Origin of the sequence: Streptomyces chrestomyceticus JCM 4735, assembly GCF_003865135.1 — a bacterium.
In the GTDB taxonomy this organism is placed as follows: domain Bacteria; phylum Actinomycetota; class Actinomycetes; order Streptomycetales; family Streptomycetaceae; genus Streptomyces; species Streptomyces chrestomyceticus.
Window position 1 is genome coordinate 7,212,893 of record NZ_BHZC01000001.1, and the last position, 15,259, is coordinate 7,228,151.

Consider the following 15,259-nt stretch of genomic DNA (forward strand, 5'->3'; position numbering starts at 1 on the left):
GCGGCTACCAGAGGTCCGTGCCGCTGTCGGACCCGGGGGACGACCCGTCGCCGTTGCTGGTCTCCGTCTGCGTCTCGGGCATCTCCGCCGTGATCGCGTGCCACGGATTGCCCTCGGCGCAGACGTTGAGCTGGAGCCTTTCGCTGTACGTGAGGACGGGCGCCGCGCTGTTCGACGGAGCGGGCGACACCAGGTGCCGGACTCCGAACGGGACGGGCGGAGCCGTCGCGGTGCTCATTCTGTTCATTCCGCGTTCCTCCTGTGAGTCGGTTGTCAGCAGATGCAGTCGGTCGCCGGCCGGCAGGTGGACACCTGCGGGGCGCAGGCGCTCGGACAGCCCGTGCCATGGGAACCGGGCTGTTCGCTCTAGGTAATCGCGCAATTACGGCTGGCGGTACTGTTGGCGGGCGCACCAGGATTAAGGGCATTAAGCGCTTGACGCGGTCGCGCAGGGGGCGAGCGACCGTGGGCGTCAACGGGCCGAACGTGGCATTGGGGCGGCTGCTCCGCGAGACCGGGTGGACGCTGCGGCAGTGCGCCCAGGCGGTCAACCGGATCGGCACTGAGCGCGGAACCCTGAAGCAGTACCGTGCGCCGTCCGTTCACCAGTGGTTGAGTGGGGGTGTGCCGCGCGAGGATGCCCGGTCGCTGATCGTGGAGGCGTTCTCCAGGCGGCTCGGGCGACCCGTCACATATGCGGATGTCGGCGTTCCGTCCTCTGAGGGCGGGACGGAGGCGACTCCGGCCGGCACGGTTGCCGGGATCATCGATCTTGGGAGGCTGGACATGGACCCTTCCCGCCGTAGCGTGCTGGGCGTCGCTCTGTTCTCCGTCGCGTCGGCGGTTCCCGAGTGGCCGGACGTGGTGGGGCGCATGGAGGCGGCGCAGAGCGGCGCGCGGTCCCGCCTCGGTATGTCGGACGTGCACACGGTCTCCGCCATGACGGAACAGCTCTCGTCCATGGATGACCAGTTCGGCGGGCGCACCGCTCGCCCCCTCGCCGCGGCCTTCCTGGTGAACACGGTTGCCCCGTTCCTGCGGACGGACGGTCCCGGAGGCGTGCGCAAGGCGATGATGTCGGCGGCATCCGACCTCTGCTATCTGACCGGCTACATGGCCGTCGACGAGGGCTTGCACGGTCTCGCACAGCGCTACTACCGGAAAGCGCTGGAGCTCGCGGGAGCATCGGAGGATCACCTGACGTACTGCACGGCGCTTCGCGGTATGAGCGTGCAAGCCGTGGATCTGAACCAGGGGCCGTTGGCCAAGCGGCTCGCCGATGCCGCGGCGACGTCCGCGCCGCAGGCCGGGCCGCGCATGCGTGCCTTCCTTGCCGGCCAGCAGGCACATGCGGCCGCGCAGACCGGGGACCGGCGGTCCGCGCTCAGGCACTTGCGGCAAGCCGAGGTGGCCATGGACAAGGCGGAGTCCCGTGGGAAGGTGTTCGGCTCGTACGACCCGGCGTCGCTCAACTACCACACCAGTCAGGTGCGCTGCGAAATGGGTGATACGCACGGGGCGATTGCCGCCATGCAGGAAGCGGACCGGCTTCGGCCCAGCATCTACCGGCGAACACGCGTCAAGGAGCGGACGCTGCTCGCCGAGCGGCAATTGACGGTGGGGCACCTTGAAGCCGCCTGCCGGACGTGGGGGCTCGCGCTGGACGATTACCCGCTGGTCAACTCGGGGCGCGTCGACCAGCGGATGGCGGACATGTTCGAACTCATCCGACCCCATGCCCGGAACCGCGACGTTCAAGCTCTGTATGAGCGTGCCCGCGATGTCGTCCGGCCCGGACTGGTGAGGTGATCGCCGCGCACGCCGCCCCGCGCAGCGATACGTACGCCGTACGCAACGTTGTGTACGCTCGTACATATGGTGTACGTGACGCTTGCCGCGGCGATCATCTCCGAGATTCTGGCGACGACCGCGATGAAGTACAGCGACGGTTTCAGCAGGCTGTGGCCCTCGCTGGGCACGGTGCTGGGCTATGTCGTCGCGTTCGCGCTGCTCGCGAAGACGCTCAAGACGATGGATGTCGGGACGGCGTACGCGATCTGGTCGGGGGCCGGGACGGCGGTGGTCGCGGCGATCGGGATGGTGTTTCTGGGGGAGGCGGCGACGGCCGCGCGGATCATCGGGGTGGTGCTGGTGATCGCGGGGGTCGTCGTGCTGAATCTGGGCGGGACGCACTGATGCCGCGCCGTTACGACCCGGACCGGCCGCAGCGGATCATCGACGCGGCGATCCGTGTGGTGGGGGAGCGGGGTATCGCCGGGCTGAGCCACCGCGCGGTGGCGGCCGAGGCGGACGTACCGCTGGGGTCGACCACGTACCACTTCGCCTCGCTGGACGATCTGCTGACGGCGGCGTTGCGGCAGGTCAACGGGGAGTGGCTGACGGGGATCGAGGTGTGGGTGCGCAGCGTGGACCCGGCCGTTCCGCTCGCGGACGAGGTGACGCGGCTGGTCGAGGAGTGGCTGGGTGCGGGCGGAAGCGGGGCCGGGGGCGGTGATCGGGCGCGGGTGGAGCTGGAGTACGAGCTGTATCTCGCGGCGCTGCGGCACGAGGCGGTGCGGCCGCTTGCCGCCGAGTGTCTCGATGCGATGGTCGAGCTGCTGGAGCGGCGGACCGGGGACAAGGGGACGGCGCGGGCGCTGGTCGGGCTGATCGACGGGCTGATGTTGCAACATCTGCTGACGGGGCGGAGGTTCGACCGGGGGGAGGTGCGGGACGCGGTGGCGAGGGTGATCGGCTGAGACGGTTCCGGGGGGCGCCGGAGGGTGCCGGGGGCCTCCGGAAGGGCGTTGCTTCACTGCTCAACTTGTGGCGTGTGTCCGTTCCCGTGTAGATCTTGTTCGTTAATGATCATCTGGGGGGTTCGTACGGCGCTTCGTGACCGTCACCACCCGGCGGTACGAGGCGAGCGAACACACGTGAAGAGGAAAGCCCGGGGCGCGGGCGAGCAGGCGGACGGTACCGAGAACTGGTACACCGGACCGGCCTGGCGGGACCGGGACGGGCGGGCCGCGCGGCGGCGGAAGCGGATACGTATCGGCGTGGCGGCGGTGATCGTCGCCGCCGGGGTGGTGACGATCGCCGTGAACCCCGGGGACATCCGGTCGAAGCTGCCCGGCCTGGCCGGTGGCGACGCCGTGGCCGGGCCCTTGCCGGCCGAGACCGCGGCCCCCGGCTCCGCGCCCGCCGACGAGGCGTTCCCCGCCACCCCCACCCTGAAAGAACCTTTCGCGGGCTCGCCCGCCCTGCGCTACGCGGACGGCGCCGCCGGCATCGTCCCCCCGGAGGCCAAGGCGGTGGGACGGCTGTCGGAGGGCGAGGTGGCGGCAGTACTGCGGCACGCGAAGGAACTCTTGGTCGACGCCAATCTGAACCCTCGCACGCTGCGCGGCGAGCGGCCCGCGGCGGCGCTGGACCTCGTCGACCCGCTCCAGCCGGGCATGCGACGGGACCTGGAAGCCTGGCTGGCGAAGCCCGGCCGGGACCACGATCCGTTGCAACTGTTCACCCGCTTCGATCCGCGTGAGGTCCGGCCCGCCGGTGACATCGTCAAGACGCGGGGACGGATGACGTTCAAGGAGGGGCGGGACGGCGCGCTGGCGGTCCACGCCGACTACACCTTCGTCTACCCCGTCGTACGGGCCGCCCAGGGCGCCTCCGAGGTGACCCGTACGGTGGTCCGCCGGGTGGTGGACTTCGAGGTCAACGACCCCGAACGCTTCCAGGCGACACCGGGCAAACTGGCCCTGACCAGGTACGACTCCGACTTCGCCAACAACGCCTGCGAGGTGTACGACGGGTTCCTGCACCCGCAGTTCCAGGACGGCCGGCCGGGGCCCATGACGTCGGGGCCGGAGGTTGATCCGTACGACCGCAGCAAGGAGCTGAGCGAGGACGCGGGGAGCCGCTGCGGCACAGTGAGTCGGATATAGGGGGCGGGGCGGGGCGGACCGGCCGGGGCCGGGGCGGACCCGATCCCGTGCCGCCCCGGCACCGGTTCGCCACCACAGCCCCCTCCGGTTAGGTTTTCGGCATGACCGATGCTGCTACCTCCTCCTCCCGTACGACCGGCGCCGTCGCCGCCGGGCTCGCGACCGTCACCACCGACGGCACCGTCCTCGACACCTGGTTCCCCGCGCCCGAGCTGGTGGCCGACCCCGGCCCCGCCGGGACCGAGCGGCTGACCGACGAGCGGGCCGTCGAGCTGCTCGGCGAGGCCGCGCCGAAGGCGGTCGGCCCGGACCCGCGCCGTGGTGTCGAGGTCGTGGCCGTCCGTACGGTCATCTCCGCGCTGGACGACAAGCCGCTGGACGCGCACGACGTGTACCTGCGCCTGCACCTGCTCAGCCACCGGCTGGTCAAGCCGCACGGCCAGAGCCTGGAGGGCATGTTCGGCCTGCTGGCCAACGTCGCCTGGACCTCGATCGGCCCGGTGCCCGTCGACCGGCTGGAGACCGCGCGCCTGAACGCCCGCGCCGAGGGTCTGCACCTCCAGGTCACCAGTGTCGACAAGTTCCCGCGGATGACGGACTACGTCATGCCGGCGGGCGTCCGGATCGCCGACGCGGACCGGGTTCGCCTCGGCGCGCACCTGGCCGCCGGCACCACCGTCATGCACGAGGGCTTCGTCAACTTCAACGCGGGCACCCTCGGCACCTCGATGGTCGAGGGCCGCATCTCCGCGGGCGTCGTCATCGGTGACGGCTCGGACATCGGCGGCGGCGCCTCCACCATGGGCACCCTGTCCGGCGGCGGCAAGCAGATCATCTCGATCGGCGAGCGCTGCCTGCTCGGCGCGGAGTCCGGCATCGGCATCGCGCTGGGCGACGAGTGCGTGGTCGAGGCCGGCCTGTACGTGACCGCGGGCACCCGCGTCACCATGCCCGACGGCCAGATCGTCAAGGCCGCCGAACTCTCCGGCGCCGACAACATCCTCTTCCGCCGCAACTCCACCACCGGCGCCGTCGAGGCCCGCCCCAACAAGGCCAACTGGGGCGGCCTGAACGACGTGCTGCACAGCCACAACTGAGCACGGACGGCCGTGACTTACGGTAGTCAAAGACCGCGCTAACCTGCTGGTGTGTAGCGGCAGATGCCACGTGCGGTCATCGTCGATGCGCCCTCCCGCAGCCGTGAGACGGTTGGCGGGAGGGCGCGAACCTGGTGTGTGGCGCTGCTGTTGGGGCTACTGCTCGATAAGCCCATCATCGTGGTGCCCGCCCGAATATGATGAGCTTCGTCGTGCGCCCGCGAGAGGAGCCCCCGTTGGACTTCTGGCCCAGTCTCGGCTTTAGAGGCAACCCCTACGTCGTGAAGCCTCTTCCAGGAAGTGAAGACGGAAGGGAGCTTCTCGTCGGACGTGACGCAGAGCTCCGTTCCCTGCTACGCCGGATCCGCGAGAGCGACATGCATGTCGTCTTGGAGGGGCCCAACGGGGTGGGTAAGACTAGTCTCGTGTCAGTTGCTACATGGGTGGCGAGCGAGGACTTCAAAAGGGGGAGCAGTCAGCAGCTTTTCCTGCCCTTAGCGGAACCTCTTCAGATTAAAGAGGATGCGGAAGAGTTCGTCAGTTCATGTTACTTCGGGATTGCCAGGGCATTTCTGGATCACGAAAAAATTCTGAAAAACTCCGGGCGTCAGGTACCCCGCACCAAGGATCTCAACCTTTGGCTTAACGCTCCTGTGCTGAGGACTCGGGGTGGAGGGGTCAACAGTCCATTTGGGGGATTCACTGGTTCGGCAGGAATATCCGCCAATACGTCCCAGGGTTATACTCAAGCGGGTTTCAGGGCTGCGGTAAAGAAATGGCTCAATGATGCCTTCCCTGACGGTTCCGGTGGATTCGTTGGCCTCATCGATAATTTGGAGCTTATTGATGTATCCAGCGATGCTCAGCGCGTCATGGAGGAGATCAGGGATCCAGTTTTGCAATTGCCCGGTACGCGCTGGGTGATCTGTGGGGCCCGCGGGATCGCGCGTAGCGTGGCTGCCACGCCGCGAATGAATGGTGTCTTGTCTGACCCAATCGACATCTCTCCGGTGCCAGACTCCAGTATTCCTCATCTTATTGAGGCTAGACTCCGCCACTACAGCGTCGGAGACTCCTCTTCCGCTCCGGTTTCCGCGAAATCTTTCGAGCATATCTATGAGGTGAGTCACCAAAATCTGCGTGACTCTCTGAGTTATTCGCAGGATTTTTCATTTGAGATGGATCCGGAATTCTTCCTTAATGGTACACCTGATGATATCGAGGTGGCTGCGAGGGCCTGGTTGGCCGAACTTTCCATGAAGTATGAACGAGATATTCGTCTGCAGCCTCGAATGTGGCGACTGATTGATGATCTCGCTCGAATTGGAGGTGCGTGCTCGCCGGGTGACCATCAAGACCTTGGATTCAATGACCGCACGCATATGCGAAAGAATGTGGTCGACCTTGAGAGGTTCGGTCTGGTCACAAGTAGTCGCGATGAGGCGGATCAACGTCGTAGGTCTATCGAGATGACTTCCAAGGGTTGGCTGGTTCACTACTCGCGCTCGCAAGGCCTGATTAACCCGACGCTCCCCGGATTCTCGTGTTGAATGCGTGGACCTGGTGAATGTGCCGTCAAAAGGTGAGTCGGCAGTGTTTGAAGTCTGGGGTGGAGGTGAAAGCGCCCTTCCAGGGCGCTACGGGACGGAGGTCGGGGGAGGGGTTCTGGCTGCGCCAATGAAAGGGGCGTGTATTCAAGTTCTGTGGTGGCTGCTATCGCATTCCGTGGTGAGGCTTTGAGGCTGTGTCTGGCTCGGGAAGAGAGCGATCAGGCGAAGGTGCTGATGTGTAAGGGCATGGATCAGTGGGCAACGGGCACTGTGGCCGGTATCGGACGGTGTCAACCGCCGCCCTCCTGGGCCACCATGGCGGGACGGTGTTCACCGGAGTCCGATGGACCGATCCGTACCGGGAGGCGTCATGAGGCTGGGTGAAGCGCTTGCTGTCGGTTTCGCGGAGGACGTGGAGTGCACGGAGGAGGTGCCGTACGCGAAGGAGCCGACCTTGGAGAGGGCGCTTCCTGAAGAGGTGGTGGCCGACGGCGTGCCGGAGCGGCGGGACCCGGTGCCGGCCGGGCGATGAGGCTGCGGCTGCCGGAGGAGCGGCCTGCCACGCCACCCGCGGGGTTCAAGCTCGCGCATCCGGTGATCTCCCATGACGGGACGCGGACCGGGTTCGCCGGGGTTTCGCTCGGTGGGGCGCTGCCGTATGGGTTCGTGGACGAGGCCCGCTGTGTGTACGGGCGGCGCCACCGCTGCCCGGCCCTGCGCTGTGACTGTGGTTTCTACTGCCTGCACACGTTCGAGCAGGCGTTGGCCCTGGTGTGTGCGCGTGAGTACCGCAGGGCGGTGCTGCTGGAGGTCACCGTGCTCGGGGCGTATATCCGCTTCGAGCGCGGGATGCGGTACGAGCGGCAGCGGGTGCGGGTGGCGCGGGTCGGCGCGTGTGCGTGCGGTCGGATGCCGTGTGCGTTCGCGGATGCGGGGTGGGGGCGTACGGGCTGGCGGGTGCTGACGGCCGTCTGCGCGGAGTGCGCGGCCCGGCGTGGGCGTACGGCGTTCGCGTCGTGGACGGCGGTGAGCTTCGCGGAGTTCGTACGGTGCGGGGCGGGGCGCTGCGCATCGTGGCGGGTGGCGAGGAGGAGAAGGAGGGGAAGGGGAAGGGGGAGCTGGCCGAGGCCCGGTCGGTGCCCGAGTTGTCTGCCGAGGCTTCGCTCATGCAGGCCCGGCTGGACTGGCTGCAGCGGCAGCTCGCGCGGTTCACCGGTGGCGGCAAGGTTTCGTAACCGTATCCGTACCCTACGGAGACGGCGGTCTGCCGGGCGCCGTCTAGGCTGACGCCCATGCGCGATCTTGTGGCGGGAACGGGGTATCTGGGGAAAGGGCAGCGCTGGGTTGCCCGGCACGGCCGGTGGTGGGGGTTCGGGATGATTCCCGCGCTCATCACCCTCGCGCTGTACGCGGGGGCGCTGGTCGCGCTGGCCTTCTTCGCGGGCGACCTCGCGGCCTGGGCGACGCCCTTCGCCGACGGCTGGGGAGCGCCCTGGCAGGGGCTGCTGCGCGGGCTGTTCGTCGCGCTGCTGTTCGCGGGTGGGCTGCTGCTGTCCGTACTGACCTTCACCGCCGTCACGCTGCTGATCGGCGACCCGTTCTACGAGTCGCTGTCGGAGAAGGTGGAGGAGAGCGAGGGCGACTGCCCGCCGGGTACGGGAATGTCGTTGTGGCGGGAACTGTGGGTCTCGCTCAGGGACAGTGTGCATGTGCTGGTGCGGGCTGCCGGGTTCGGGCTGCTTTTCTTCGTGCTGGGGTTCGTCCCGGTGGTCGGGCAGACCGTGGTGCCCGCGATCGGGTTCTGTGTGTCGGGGTTCTTCCTGACGGTGGAGCTGACCTCGGTGGCGATGCAGCGGCGCGGTATTCCGGTGCGGGAGCGGCTGCGGATGCTGCGGGGGCGTAAGGGGCTCGCGGTGGGGTTCGGTACGCCGCTGGTGCTGCTGTTCCTGGTGCCGTTCGTGGCGGTGTTCCTGATGCCGGGCGCGGTGGCGGGGGCGACGCTGCTGGTCCGGGACCTGGCGGGGGAGCACGAAGAAGTGGAGGCAGCGGAGGAAACGGAAGCAGCGGAGGGCCCGGAGGAGGCTACTGCTGCGCCGTCTTCCAAGCCGTCGCCAGCTCGCTGGTGATCTCGGGGCCTGCTGCCAGCAGGGGCGCGCGGACCGGTCCGGCGGGCAGCCCGAGCACGTTCAGCAGGGCCTTGGCGGTGACCGTGCCGGGGTGTCCGGTGCCCATCATCGCTTCGATGAGCGGTACGAGGCGGAGGTAGCGGCGCGTGGCCCCGGCCGGGTCACCCGCGTCGTACGCGTCGAGGACCGCCCGTACCTCCCGGGGCGCGGCGTTGGCCACCGTACTGACGCAGCCGACGGCGCCCATGGCGCGCAGGGGGAGGGCTTGCTCGTCGCAGCCCGCGTAGTAGGCGAGGCCGGTCGTGGCCAGCACTGTCGCGGTCTTCATGAGGTCGTACGCGCAGTCCTTGACGCCCTGGACGCGTGGGTGTTCGGCGAGTCGCCGCAGCGTGTCGGCGGTCAGCGCGGTTCCGGCGCCGGTGCGCCCGGGAATGTCGTAGAGCATGACCGGCAGGGCGGTGGCATCGGCGACCGTACGCAGATGGCGGGCGACGGCCTCCTGGCCGGGGCACGAGTAGGCGGGGGCGGCGACGAGCAGGCCGTGGGCGCCTGCGCGCTCCGCGGTGCGGGCCAGCTCGACGGTGTGCCGGGTGTCGCTGGTGCCGATCCCGGCGGTGACCCGCGCCCGGTCGCCGACCGCCTCGACGACCGCCCTGATCAGGGCCTCCTTCTCGGCGTCGGTGGTGGTGGGGGACTCGCCGGTGGTGCCGCTGAGGACGAGGCCGTCGCAGCCCTCGCCGACCAGGTGGACGGCGAGGCGCTGCGCGCCGTCGAGGTCCAGCCCGCCGTCGGCGCGAAACGGGGTGATCATGGCGGCGGCGGTGTGGCCGAAGGGCGGTGGGGACGGGACGCCGCTGGCCGAGGCCGAGGTCGAGAAGTAAGTCGAGTTCGAGGTCGGTGTCGAGGTCATGGAGCGGAGTTTCGCCCCACCGCTGTATTCAGGTCTACTTAGTTGTGCTGGCGCAAATGGTTAGGAGTGCTACGGCTTCAGGCGCAACACCTGCGGGTCGTGATCGCTCGACTGGTCCGCGTACTCCGCGTTGATGTGGACGATGTCGTAGTCCACGCGACGCAGGTGGCGGCTGGTGAGCATGTGGTCCAGCACCTGCGAGTTGCCCTGGTAGACGTAGCCGTAGCGTTCGCCGCGCGGCAGCCGGTCGACCAGGTCGGTGAGGACGCCGCCGGCGGTGAGCGCCTTGAGGGCGGGCGAGAACTGGAAGTCGTTGAGGTCGCCGGCCACCACGACGTCGGCCTTCGGGTCCACGGCCAGGACGTCCTTTACGAAGGCGTGCACGGCCTTCGCCTGCTGGATCCGCTGGGTCTCCGACGTACGGGCCGGAGGCTGGAAGCGGCTGTCGAGGCCCTGGTCGCCGCCCTTGGAGTTGAAGTGGTTGGCGACGACGAAGACCGGTCGGCCCCGGAAGGAGAACTGGCCTACGAGCGGCTTGCGGCTGTTGGTCCAGGCCGCGTTGCCGGGGTCGATGCGGCCGGGCGAGGCGGAGAGGCTGGGCCGGCCGGGCGAGCCGGTCACCTTGACGGGCGTGGTGGCATCGCCCCCGGCGACATCCGTGAACGAGACACGGGCGGGGTTGAAGAGGAACGCGGTGCGGATGTTGCCGCCGGGCTGGCCACCGTCCTGGTTGTTCACCGGGTCGATCTGCCGCCACGCGTAGGAGGGGCCGCCGGCCGCCTTGACGGCGTCGGTGAGCTGCTTGAGCGTCGCCTCCGCGGAAACGGTTCCGTCGTTCGTGGGGCCGTTGTCGTCCTGCACCTCCTCCAGTGCCACGACGTCCGGCGACGCGAGGTTCTTCACCAGCGCCTCGGCCAGCCGCGCGAACTTGGCGGGCGGGGTCTTCGGGGACAGGTTCTCGACGTTGTACGTGGCCACGGCCAGCTCGTCGGCACGCTGCGCGCGGGTGGTCTCGCGGGCCGGGCCGCGGTCGTCGAGCGTGCCCAGTTCGGTGGCGGCGATCCCGTACCCGCCGAAGTTGTCGTAGTCCAGCGGGCCCGCGGTGGTGCCGGCCAGCCGGTCGCCGGTGTCGGCGACGGGGAAGGGCCGCTGGGCGAAGGGGATCAGCGAGGTGATCTTGATACGGCCGGGGTTCGGGTCCTGGTACGAGCCGTACAGCGCGCCGCCGCGCACGGTGCGGCCGTGGCGGGGCTCGGCGGTCGCCCACAGCTCGTTGTGGGTGCTGGTGGGGCCGACGACGGAGGCGTCGGCGAGCGAGACCCGCATGCCTTCCAGGGACTCGTAGCGGTCCAGGGCGTACGCGTTCGGGCGCAGCCGCAGGTTCTCGATGCTCTTGCCGCCCGCGGCGGGGGCGTAACGGTCCGGCACGGTCGAGGCGTTGAGCTTGTAGGCCGCCGGGAGCGGGTTGCCGGAGGACTCCACGGTCCAGGTGGCGTCGGTGATCTCGGTGACGGACTGGAGGCCGGCCTGCTCGCCGCCCGGGTAGTACTCGCTGACCGTGCCGGAGACCCGTACGGAGTCGCCGACGGCGGCCTTCGGCGTCTGCTTGCCGGTGAAGACGAAGATCGCCTCGCTGGTCGCCGGGTCGCGGTCCGGCCGCGGGTCCTGCACCCAGAAGCCGCGGGCCGAGCCGAAGGCCCGTACCGCCGTGACCGTGCCGGGTACGTCGGCGACGTGCCGGCCCGCGAAGGGCGAGAGCCGGGTCGTGCCCTGGATGTCGTGGATGCGGGTGACCGCGGCGGAGGCGGTCTGGGGTACGGCGAGCAGCCCGCCGGTCAGGGCGGCGGCGACCAGCGCGGTCAGCGTGGCGGGCCGGCGCAGGGCGCGGCGGCGGGGTGTGCGGGACGTACGGCTCGTACGGATCGGATCGTGCGACGGTATCTGCGCGGACACGGAGAGCCTCCGGAAGGCGGGCGAGGGTGGGGAACAGCGGGCGAAAGGCGTGAACGCGGCGGAGCGGAAACGGTCCGGCAGCCTCTACGCGCGTCAATCTCTTGTGTGGCCACGGCAGTTGTCAAGGCTCGCCGGGTGTACGGGAACGGAAAGCAAGGTGAACCGCCCGAGATGCACGGAATTCCGTCTACGCTGGGGCTTCGCACGAGCCGTAGTCCGCACGAGGAGCTGAGCCCGAGATGTCCGCAGACCGCCCCACCCTGCCGCCGGTGCGGCTGCACTCCGACGCGGAGCTGGCGCGGGACGCGCTGAGCGCACCGCTCTTCGCCCGTGCCGCGCAGCTCGCCCGCTGGGCCGAGGCCGGTGTCCCCGTCGGGGTCGGCGGCGAGCTCCTTGAGGAGCAGTTGGCCGCTGCCGTCGACCACCTGGACCTGGCCGGGGACGAGGACGGCGCCGGGTACGCCGCCGAAGCCTGGCAGCTCGCGGTCGACACCGGTCTGGTGGAGATCGAGGAGACCGAGGAGACGGAGGCGGACGGCGACGAGCTGCCCGACGAAGCCGCCACCGGCACCGCCGCTCCCGGCGAGGAACTGTCCCTGCTGACCTCCGGCAGCCCGCAGGACATCCTGGACATCTGGCTCGGCGGCATGGAGACCGTACTGGCCGACGCCGTGGCGCCCGACCTCTCCGACATCGCCGACCAGATCGCCGAGGGCGGCGACCTGGACCTGGACGCGATCGACTGGAACCCCGAGGAGGAGGCCGAGCTGCTGGACGGCATCCTCGGCAACCTCTACCTGCTCACCGCCCTCAACGAGGACCCCGCGCAGGCCGTACCGCTGCCCGCCCTCGCCGCCTCCATGATCGTCCCGGACGACATGGACGAGCCCACCGACGACATCCTCGAAGAGGTCTCCGAGGCGATGATGCGCCTCGACGACCAGTTCCGGGTGCTGCAGCCGATCGGCCTGGTCGACTACCAGCCGGTGGACGAGGCGCTCATCGAGGAGCTGGACGAGGACGGCACCACGACGCGCGCGGCCGAGCCGCTGGAGGACGAGGACGTCTCCCGGTACGGCATGGTCCGGCTCACCCCCCTCGGCGTCTACGCCGTACGCGCCCGGATGCTGGACGCGGGCGTCGACGCACCGGCCGTCGGCGACCTCACCGACAAGGGCGCCGACGTCCTCCTGGACGCGCTGCCCGACTACCCGGAGCCGCTGGCGCAGGCCGAGTCCGAGCAGTGGCTCGCGGCCCGTACGCCCGTCGACGCCGCCCGTGACCTGCTGTCGGCCGCCCGCGGCGACGACGAGGACGGGCCGCGGCGCCGGCTGGCCTGCCAGCAGACCCTGTCGCTGGCCGGGGCGGAGGCCGAGCCCGCGCTGCGCGAGGTGCTCGACGACGGGCAGCTCGGCGGCCTGGCCCGGGTCTGGCTCGCCGAGCGCGGTGCCGCCGACATCCCCGAGCCGTCCCAGGACATGATCTTCTGGCTGACCGTGGACACCATCGCGGCCCAGCTCGGCGCGGCCGAGGCCGACGAGGAGAGCGCGGCCGAGCTGCGCGGCCTGGTCGAGGGCGTGGTCGGTCAGCACAACGGCTTCTTCGACGCCGCCTGGCGGGTGGACCACCCGGCGACCGCCGACGTCCTGGAAGCCATGGGCCGCCTCCACCCGGACAAGAAGACCGCCAAGGAGGCCCGCAAGGCCGCGTTCAAGGCGCGGTCCCGGCAGGGGGGCTGAGCGTCCGCGGCTCACCGGCCGCAGGCGACCGGCGGGCGGCCGGAGCACCTCGGTGCTCCCGCCGCCCGCCGGCGTGTTCCGCGGCGGTGCGCCGTCAGCACACCAACTGCGTCACGCAGTTGAACGTGGTGGACTGGCCGTTGAAGCCGTAGGTGCCGCGGTAGGACAGCGGGACCTGGAACTGGCCGATGATGGTGACCGTCGCGGCGCAGTTGCCGCCGGTCCCCGGCCGCTTGGCGTCGATCCGCAGCGAGCTGCCGATCGAGCCGCCGGTGATGTCCCACGGGGCGCCGCAGATGCCGGTGGTGATCCGGCCGCCCGTGATGGCGTTGGTGTTCGGGTTGTAGTTGACCTCCATGTCAAAGGTGAGCGCCTGGTTGTGGAGCGCCATCTTCTGGGTGACCTGGACGGCCTCGGCCGAGACCTCGCGCTGTACGGCGAACGCCTCGTCCCGGGTCTTGACCTCGGACCCCTGGGCGTTGACGAACTGGTGCTCGCGGCCCGGACCCTTCCTCTTCTGCGCTGCGCTTGTCATGGCTCTCCCTCGGGCTCGGTGGGTCAGGCAAGCTGCTCGGCGACCTCGACGCGCAGCAGCGTGCGGACGGTCTCGATGTGGTTGACGACGGTGACCGTCGACGAGCCCGCGAAGAGCAGACCGACCGCGACGTTGTCGAGCGAGGTGACCAGCGAACCGGAGTCGCCGCCCGCCGAGATGTTGGTGGTCATGATCTGGTCCTTGAAGCGCGCCGTGCCGGCCGTGCCGTAGTTGACGTCGACCGTGGCGTCGGTGGAGACGATCCGCCCGAAGCTGATGTTGGTGGTCCGGCCGGTCTTCTTGACCAGGTCGCCCACCGCGACCGACGACTTGCGGCGCCACGCGCGCGGCGCGCCGCTGAAGTACTGCTGCCGGGTGGCGTCCTCGAACTCGATCTTCGCGAGGGCCGCGTCCACCACGTTGTTGTGCTGCGTCAGCGGGATCTGCGGGGCGAACTGGATCGAGATGAAGCGGTCCAGCGTGCCGATCCGGTCCGCCGGGTCCGTACCGCCGTCGAACTTGCCCGGCTGGAGCACGGAGCTGCCCAGCGGTGCCCGGTTGGAGTCCGCCAGGACGTGGTTGTTGCTCAGGATGTAGAACTTGCCGGGTACGCCGAGGCCGGGCGCCGGCGGGTTGGTCTGCGCGCCGGGCAGGAAGTCGTACACCACGCTGCCCAGCGTGCCCGCGGTGACCTGCACGTTGCCGACGGAGAAGCCGGCCGGGCAGGGCCGCATCCGGCGCTTGAGGAGCTGCGGCTCCAGGGCGCTGCCGAGCTGGCTCAGCTCTTCGAGCAGCGGCTGGGCGAGCGCGCCCATCCGGCCGCCGTTGCCGCCGAGACCCTGCTCCTGCGCCATCGAGCGGCTCTGACCGCTCGGTACGCGCTGCTGGGCCTGCGCGGAGATGTGGCCGACGGCCAGGACGTCGGTCGGGGTACCGTCGTCCATCTCCCGGGGGATCACGTCCCGTTCGGGGAGCATCGACTCCGGGACCTTCTGTGTGACGAAGACCAGGACGGCTTCCTCGCCCGTGGGCTCACCGTTGGTCCACTTCACCCCGTGCCCGAAGCCGACGACGTTCGCGGTCGGGTTCTGGGGGTGCATGAAGTCGGAAAGTGCCTGTTGGCGGGAGGTGTCGCTGACCTGACCTCCGGTGGGTCCGCGCATCATCTCGGGCTGGTTCACACCAGACCACCTCTTCCCCGGTGGGCGTCCCGCGCGGCTCTCAGCCGTGCGCCCGGGCCGTACGGACGGGCCGTACGGGCGGGAGCGCTCCTACGGGCCGGAGTGCTCCGGCGGACGGGCGGCTACGGCTGCGGGGCGGGACCGCGTTCGCTTGACGAGCCCGGGCCGTGCACGGCGGCGGGCTCTCGGGGGAGGGCGGGAACCCGGCACGGACTGCT

Annotated in this window: 14 protein-coding genes and 1 pseudogene; 10 read left to right on the forward strand and 5 right to left on the reverse strand. The window is 69.7% G+C overall.

Features of this window, described 5'->3' with window-relative positions; all coding sequences use genetic code 11:
* Positions 1–4: 4 nt before the first annotated feature.
* A complete protein-coding gene (gene tgmA / locus EJG53_RS31520; protein WP_125047792.1) occupies positions 5–247 on the reverse strand; it encodes a putative ATP-grasp-modified RiPP in 243 nt (80 codons plus the stop codon).
* A 218-nt stretch (positions 248–465) separates the two neighbouring features.
* On the opposite strand from tgmA, the gene EJG53_RS31525 reads away from it, so the two are divergent.
* The 9 genes and pseudogenes from EJG53_RS31525 to EJG53_RS31560 all read left to right on the forward strand — a co-directional run bounded on the left by EJG53_RS31525 (position 466) and on the right by EJG53_RS31560 (position 8,723).
* On the forward strand, positions 466–1,809 hold the full coding sequence (locus tag EJG53_RS31525; protein ID WP_125047793.1) for a tetratricopeptide repeat protein: 1,344 nt from the start codon (positions 466–468) through the stop codon (positions 1,807–1,809).
* 66 nt (positions 1,810–1,875) lie between these two features.
* Positions 1,876–2,196, forward strand: coding sequence for a DMT family transporter (locus EJG53_RS31530; protein WP_031007045.1), 321 nt, complete (start codon positions 1,876–1,878; stop codon positions 2,194–2,196).
* A complete protein-coding gene (locus tag EJG53_RS31535; RefSeq protein WP_125047794.1) occupies positions 2,196–2,759 on the forward strand; it encodes a TetR/AcrR family transcriptional regulator in 564 nt (187 codons plus the stop codon). Before EJG53_RS31530 ends, EJG53_RS31535 begins: the two co-directional genes overlap by 1 nt.
* A 177-nt stretch (positions 2,760–2,936) precedes the next feature.
* On the forward strand, positions 2,937–3,950 hold the full coding sequence (locus tag EJG53_RS31540; RefSeq protein ID WP_125047795.1) for a hypothetical protein: 1,014 nt from the start codon (positions 2,937–2,939) through the stop codon (positions 3,948–3,950).
* A gap of 101 nt (positions 3,951–4,051) precedes the next feature.
* Entirely contained in the window at positions 4,052–5,047 is a 996-nt protein-coding gene (gene dapD, locus EJG53_RS31545) for a 2,3,4,5-tetrahydropyridine-2,6-dicarboxylate N-succinyltransferase (RefSeq protein ID WP_125047796.1), read from the forward strand.
* A 443-nt stretch (positions 5,048–5,490) separates the two neighbouring features.
* The gene (locus tag EJG53_RS31550; protein WP_125047797.1) at positions 5,491–6,597 is read left to right on the forward strand and encodes a MarR family winged helix-turn-helix transcriptional regulator; all 1,107 of its coding nucleotides are present in this window, start codon (positions 5,491–5,493) and stop codon (positions 6,595–6,597) included.
* A gap of 370 nt (positions 6,598–6,967) precedes the next feature.
* Positions 6,968–7,129 carry a hypothetical protein gene (locus EJG53_RS40800; protein ID WP_154806418.1) on the forward strand — a complete coding sequence of 54 codons (162 nt, stop codon included), beginning with the start codon at positions 6,968–6,970 and terminating at the stop codon, positions 7,127–7,129.
* A pseudogene (locus EJG53_RS31555) lies at positions 7,126–7,832 on the forward strand (hypothetical protein). The gene EJG53_RS40800 and the pseudogene EJG53_RS31555 overlap by 4 nt, the downstream one beginning before the upstream one ends.
* A gap of 57 nt (positions 7,833–7,889) precedes the next feature.
* On the forward strand, positions 7,890–8,723 hold the full coding sequence (locus tag EJG53_RS31560) for an EI24 domain-containing protein (RefSeq protein WP_125047798.1): 834 nt from the start codon (positions 7,890–7,892) through the stop codon (positions 8,721–8,723).
* On the opposite strand, the gene dapA is transcribed toward EJG53_RS31560, so the two are convergent.
* Together dapA and EJG53_RS31570 are read right to left on the reverse strand one after the other, a co-directional pair.
* Positions 8,680–9,534 carry a 4-hydroxy-tetrahydrodipicolinate synthase gene (dapA, locus tag EJG53_RS31565; protein WP_244955694.1) on the reverse strand — a complete coding sequence of 285 codons (855 nt, stop codon included), beginning with the start codon at positions 9,532–9,534 and terminating at the stop codon, positions 8,680–8,682. The genes EJG53_RS31560 and dapA overlap by 44 nt on opposite strands.
* 168 nt (positions 9,535–9,702) lie before the next feature.
* A complete protein-coding gene (locus EJG53_RS31570) occupies positions 9,703–11,586 on the reverse strand; it encodes an endonuclease/exonuclease/phosphatase family protein (protein WP_371858749.1) in 1,884 nt (627 codons plus the stop codon).
* Positions 11,587–11,825: 239 nt separating this feature from the next.
* On the opposite strand from EJG53_RS31570, the gene EJG53_RS31575 reads away from it, so the two are divergent.
* A complete protein-coding gene (locus EJG53_RS31575) occupies positions 11,826–13,325 on the forward strand; it encodes a hypothetical protein (RefSeq protein WP_125047800.1) in 1,500 nt (499 codons plus the stop codon).
* A gap of 94 nt (positions 13,326–13,419) precedes the next feature.
* On the opposite strand, the gene EJG53_RS31580 is transcribed toward EJG53_RS31575, so the two are convergent.
* Positions 13,420–13,860, reverse strand: coding sequence for a hypothetical protein (locus EJG53_RS31580; RefSeq protein ID WP_125047801.1), 441 nt, complete (start codon positions 13,858–13,860; stop codon positions 13,420–13,422).
* A 23-nt stretch (positions 13,861–13,883) separates the two neighbouring features.
* Positions 13,884–15,041, reverse strand: coding sequence for a chymotrypsin family serine protease (locus EJG53_RS31585; protein ID WP_125047802.1), 1,158 nt, complete (start codon positions 15,039–15,041; stop codon positions 13,884–13,886).
* Positions 15,042–15,259 lie beyond the last annotated feature (218 nt).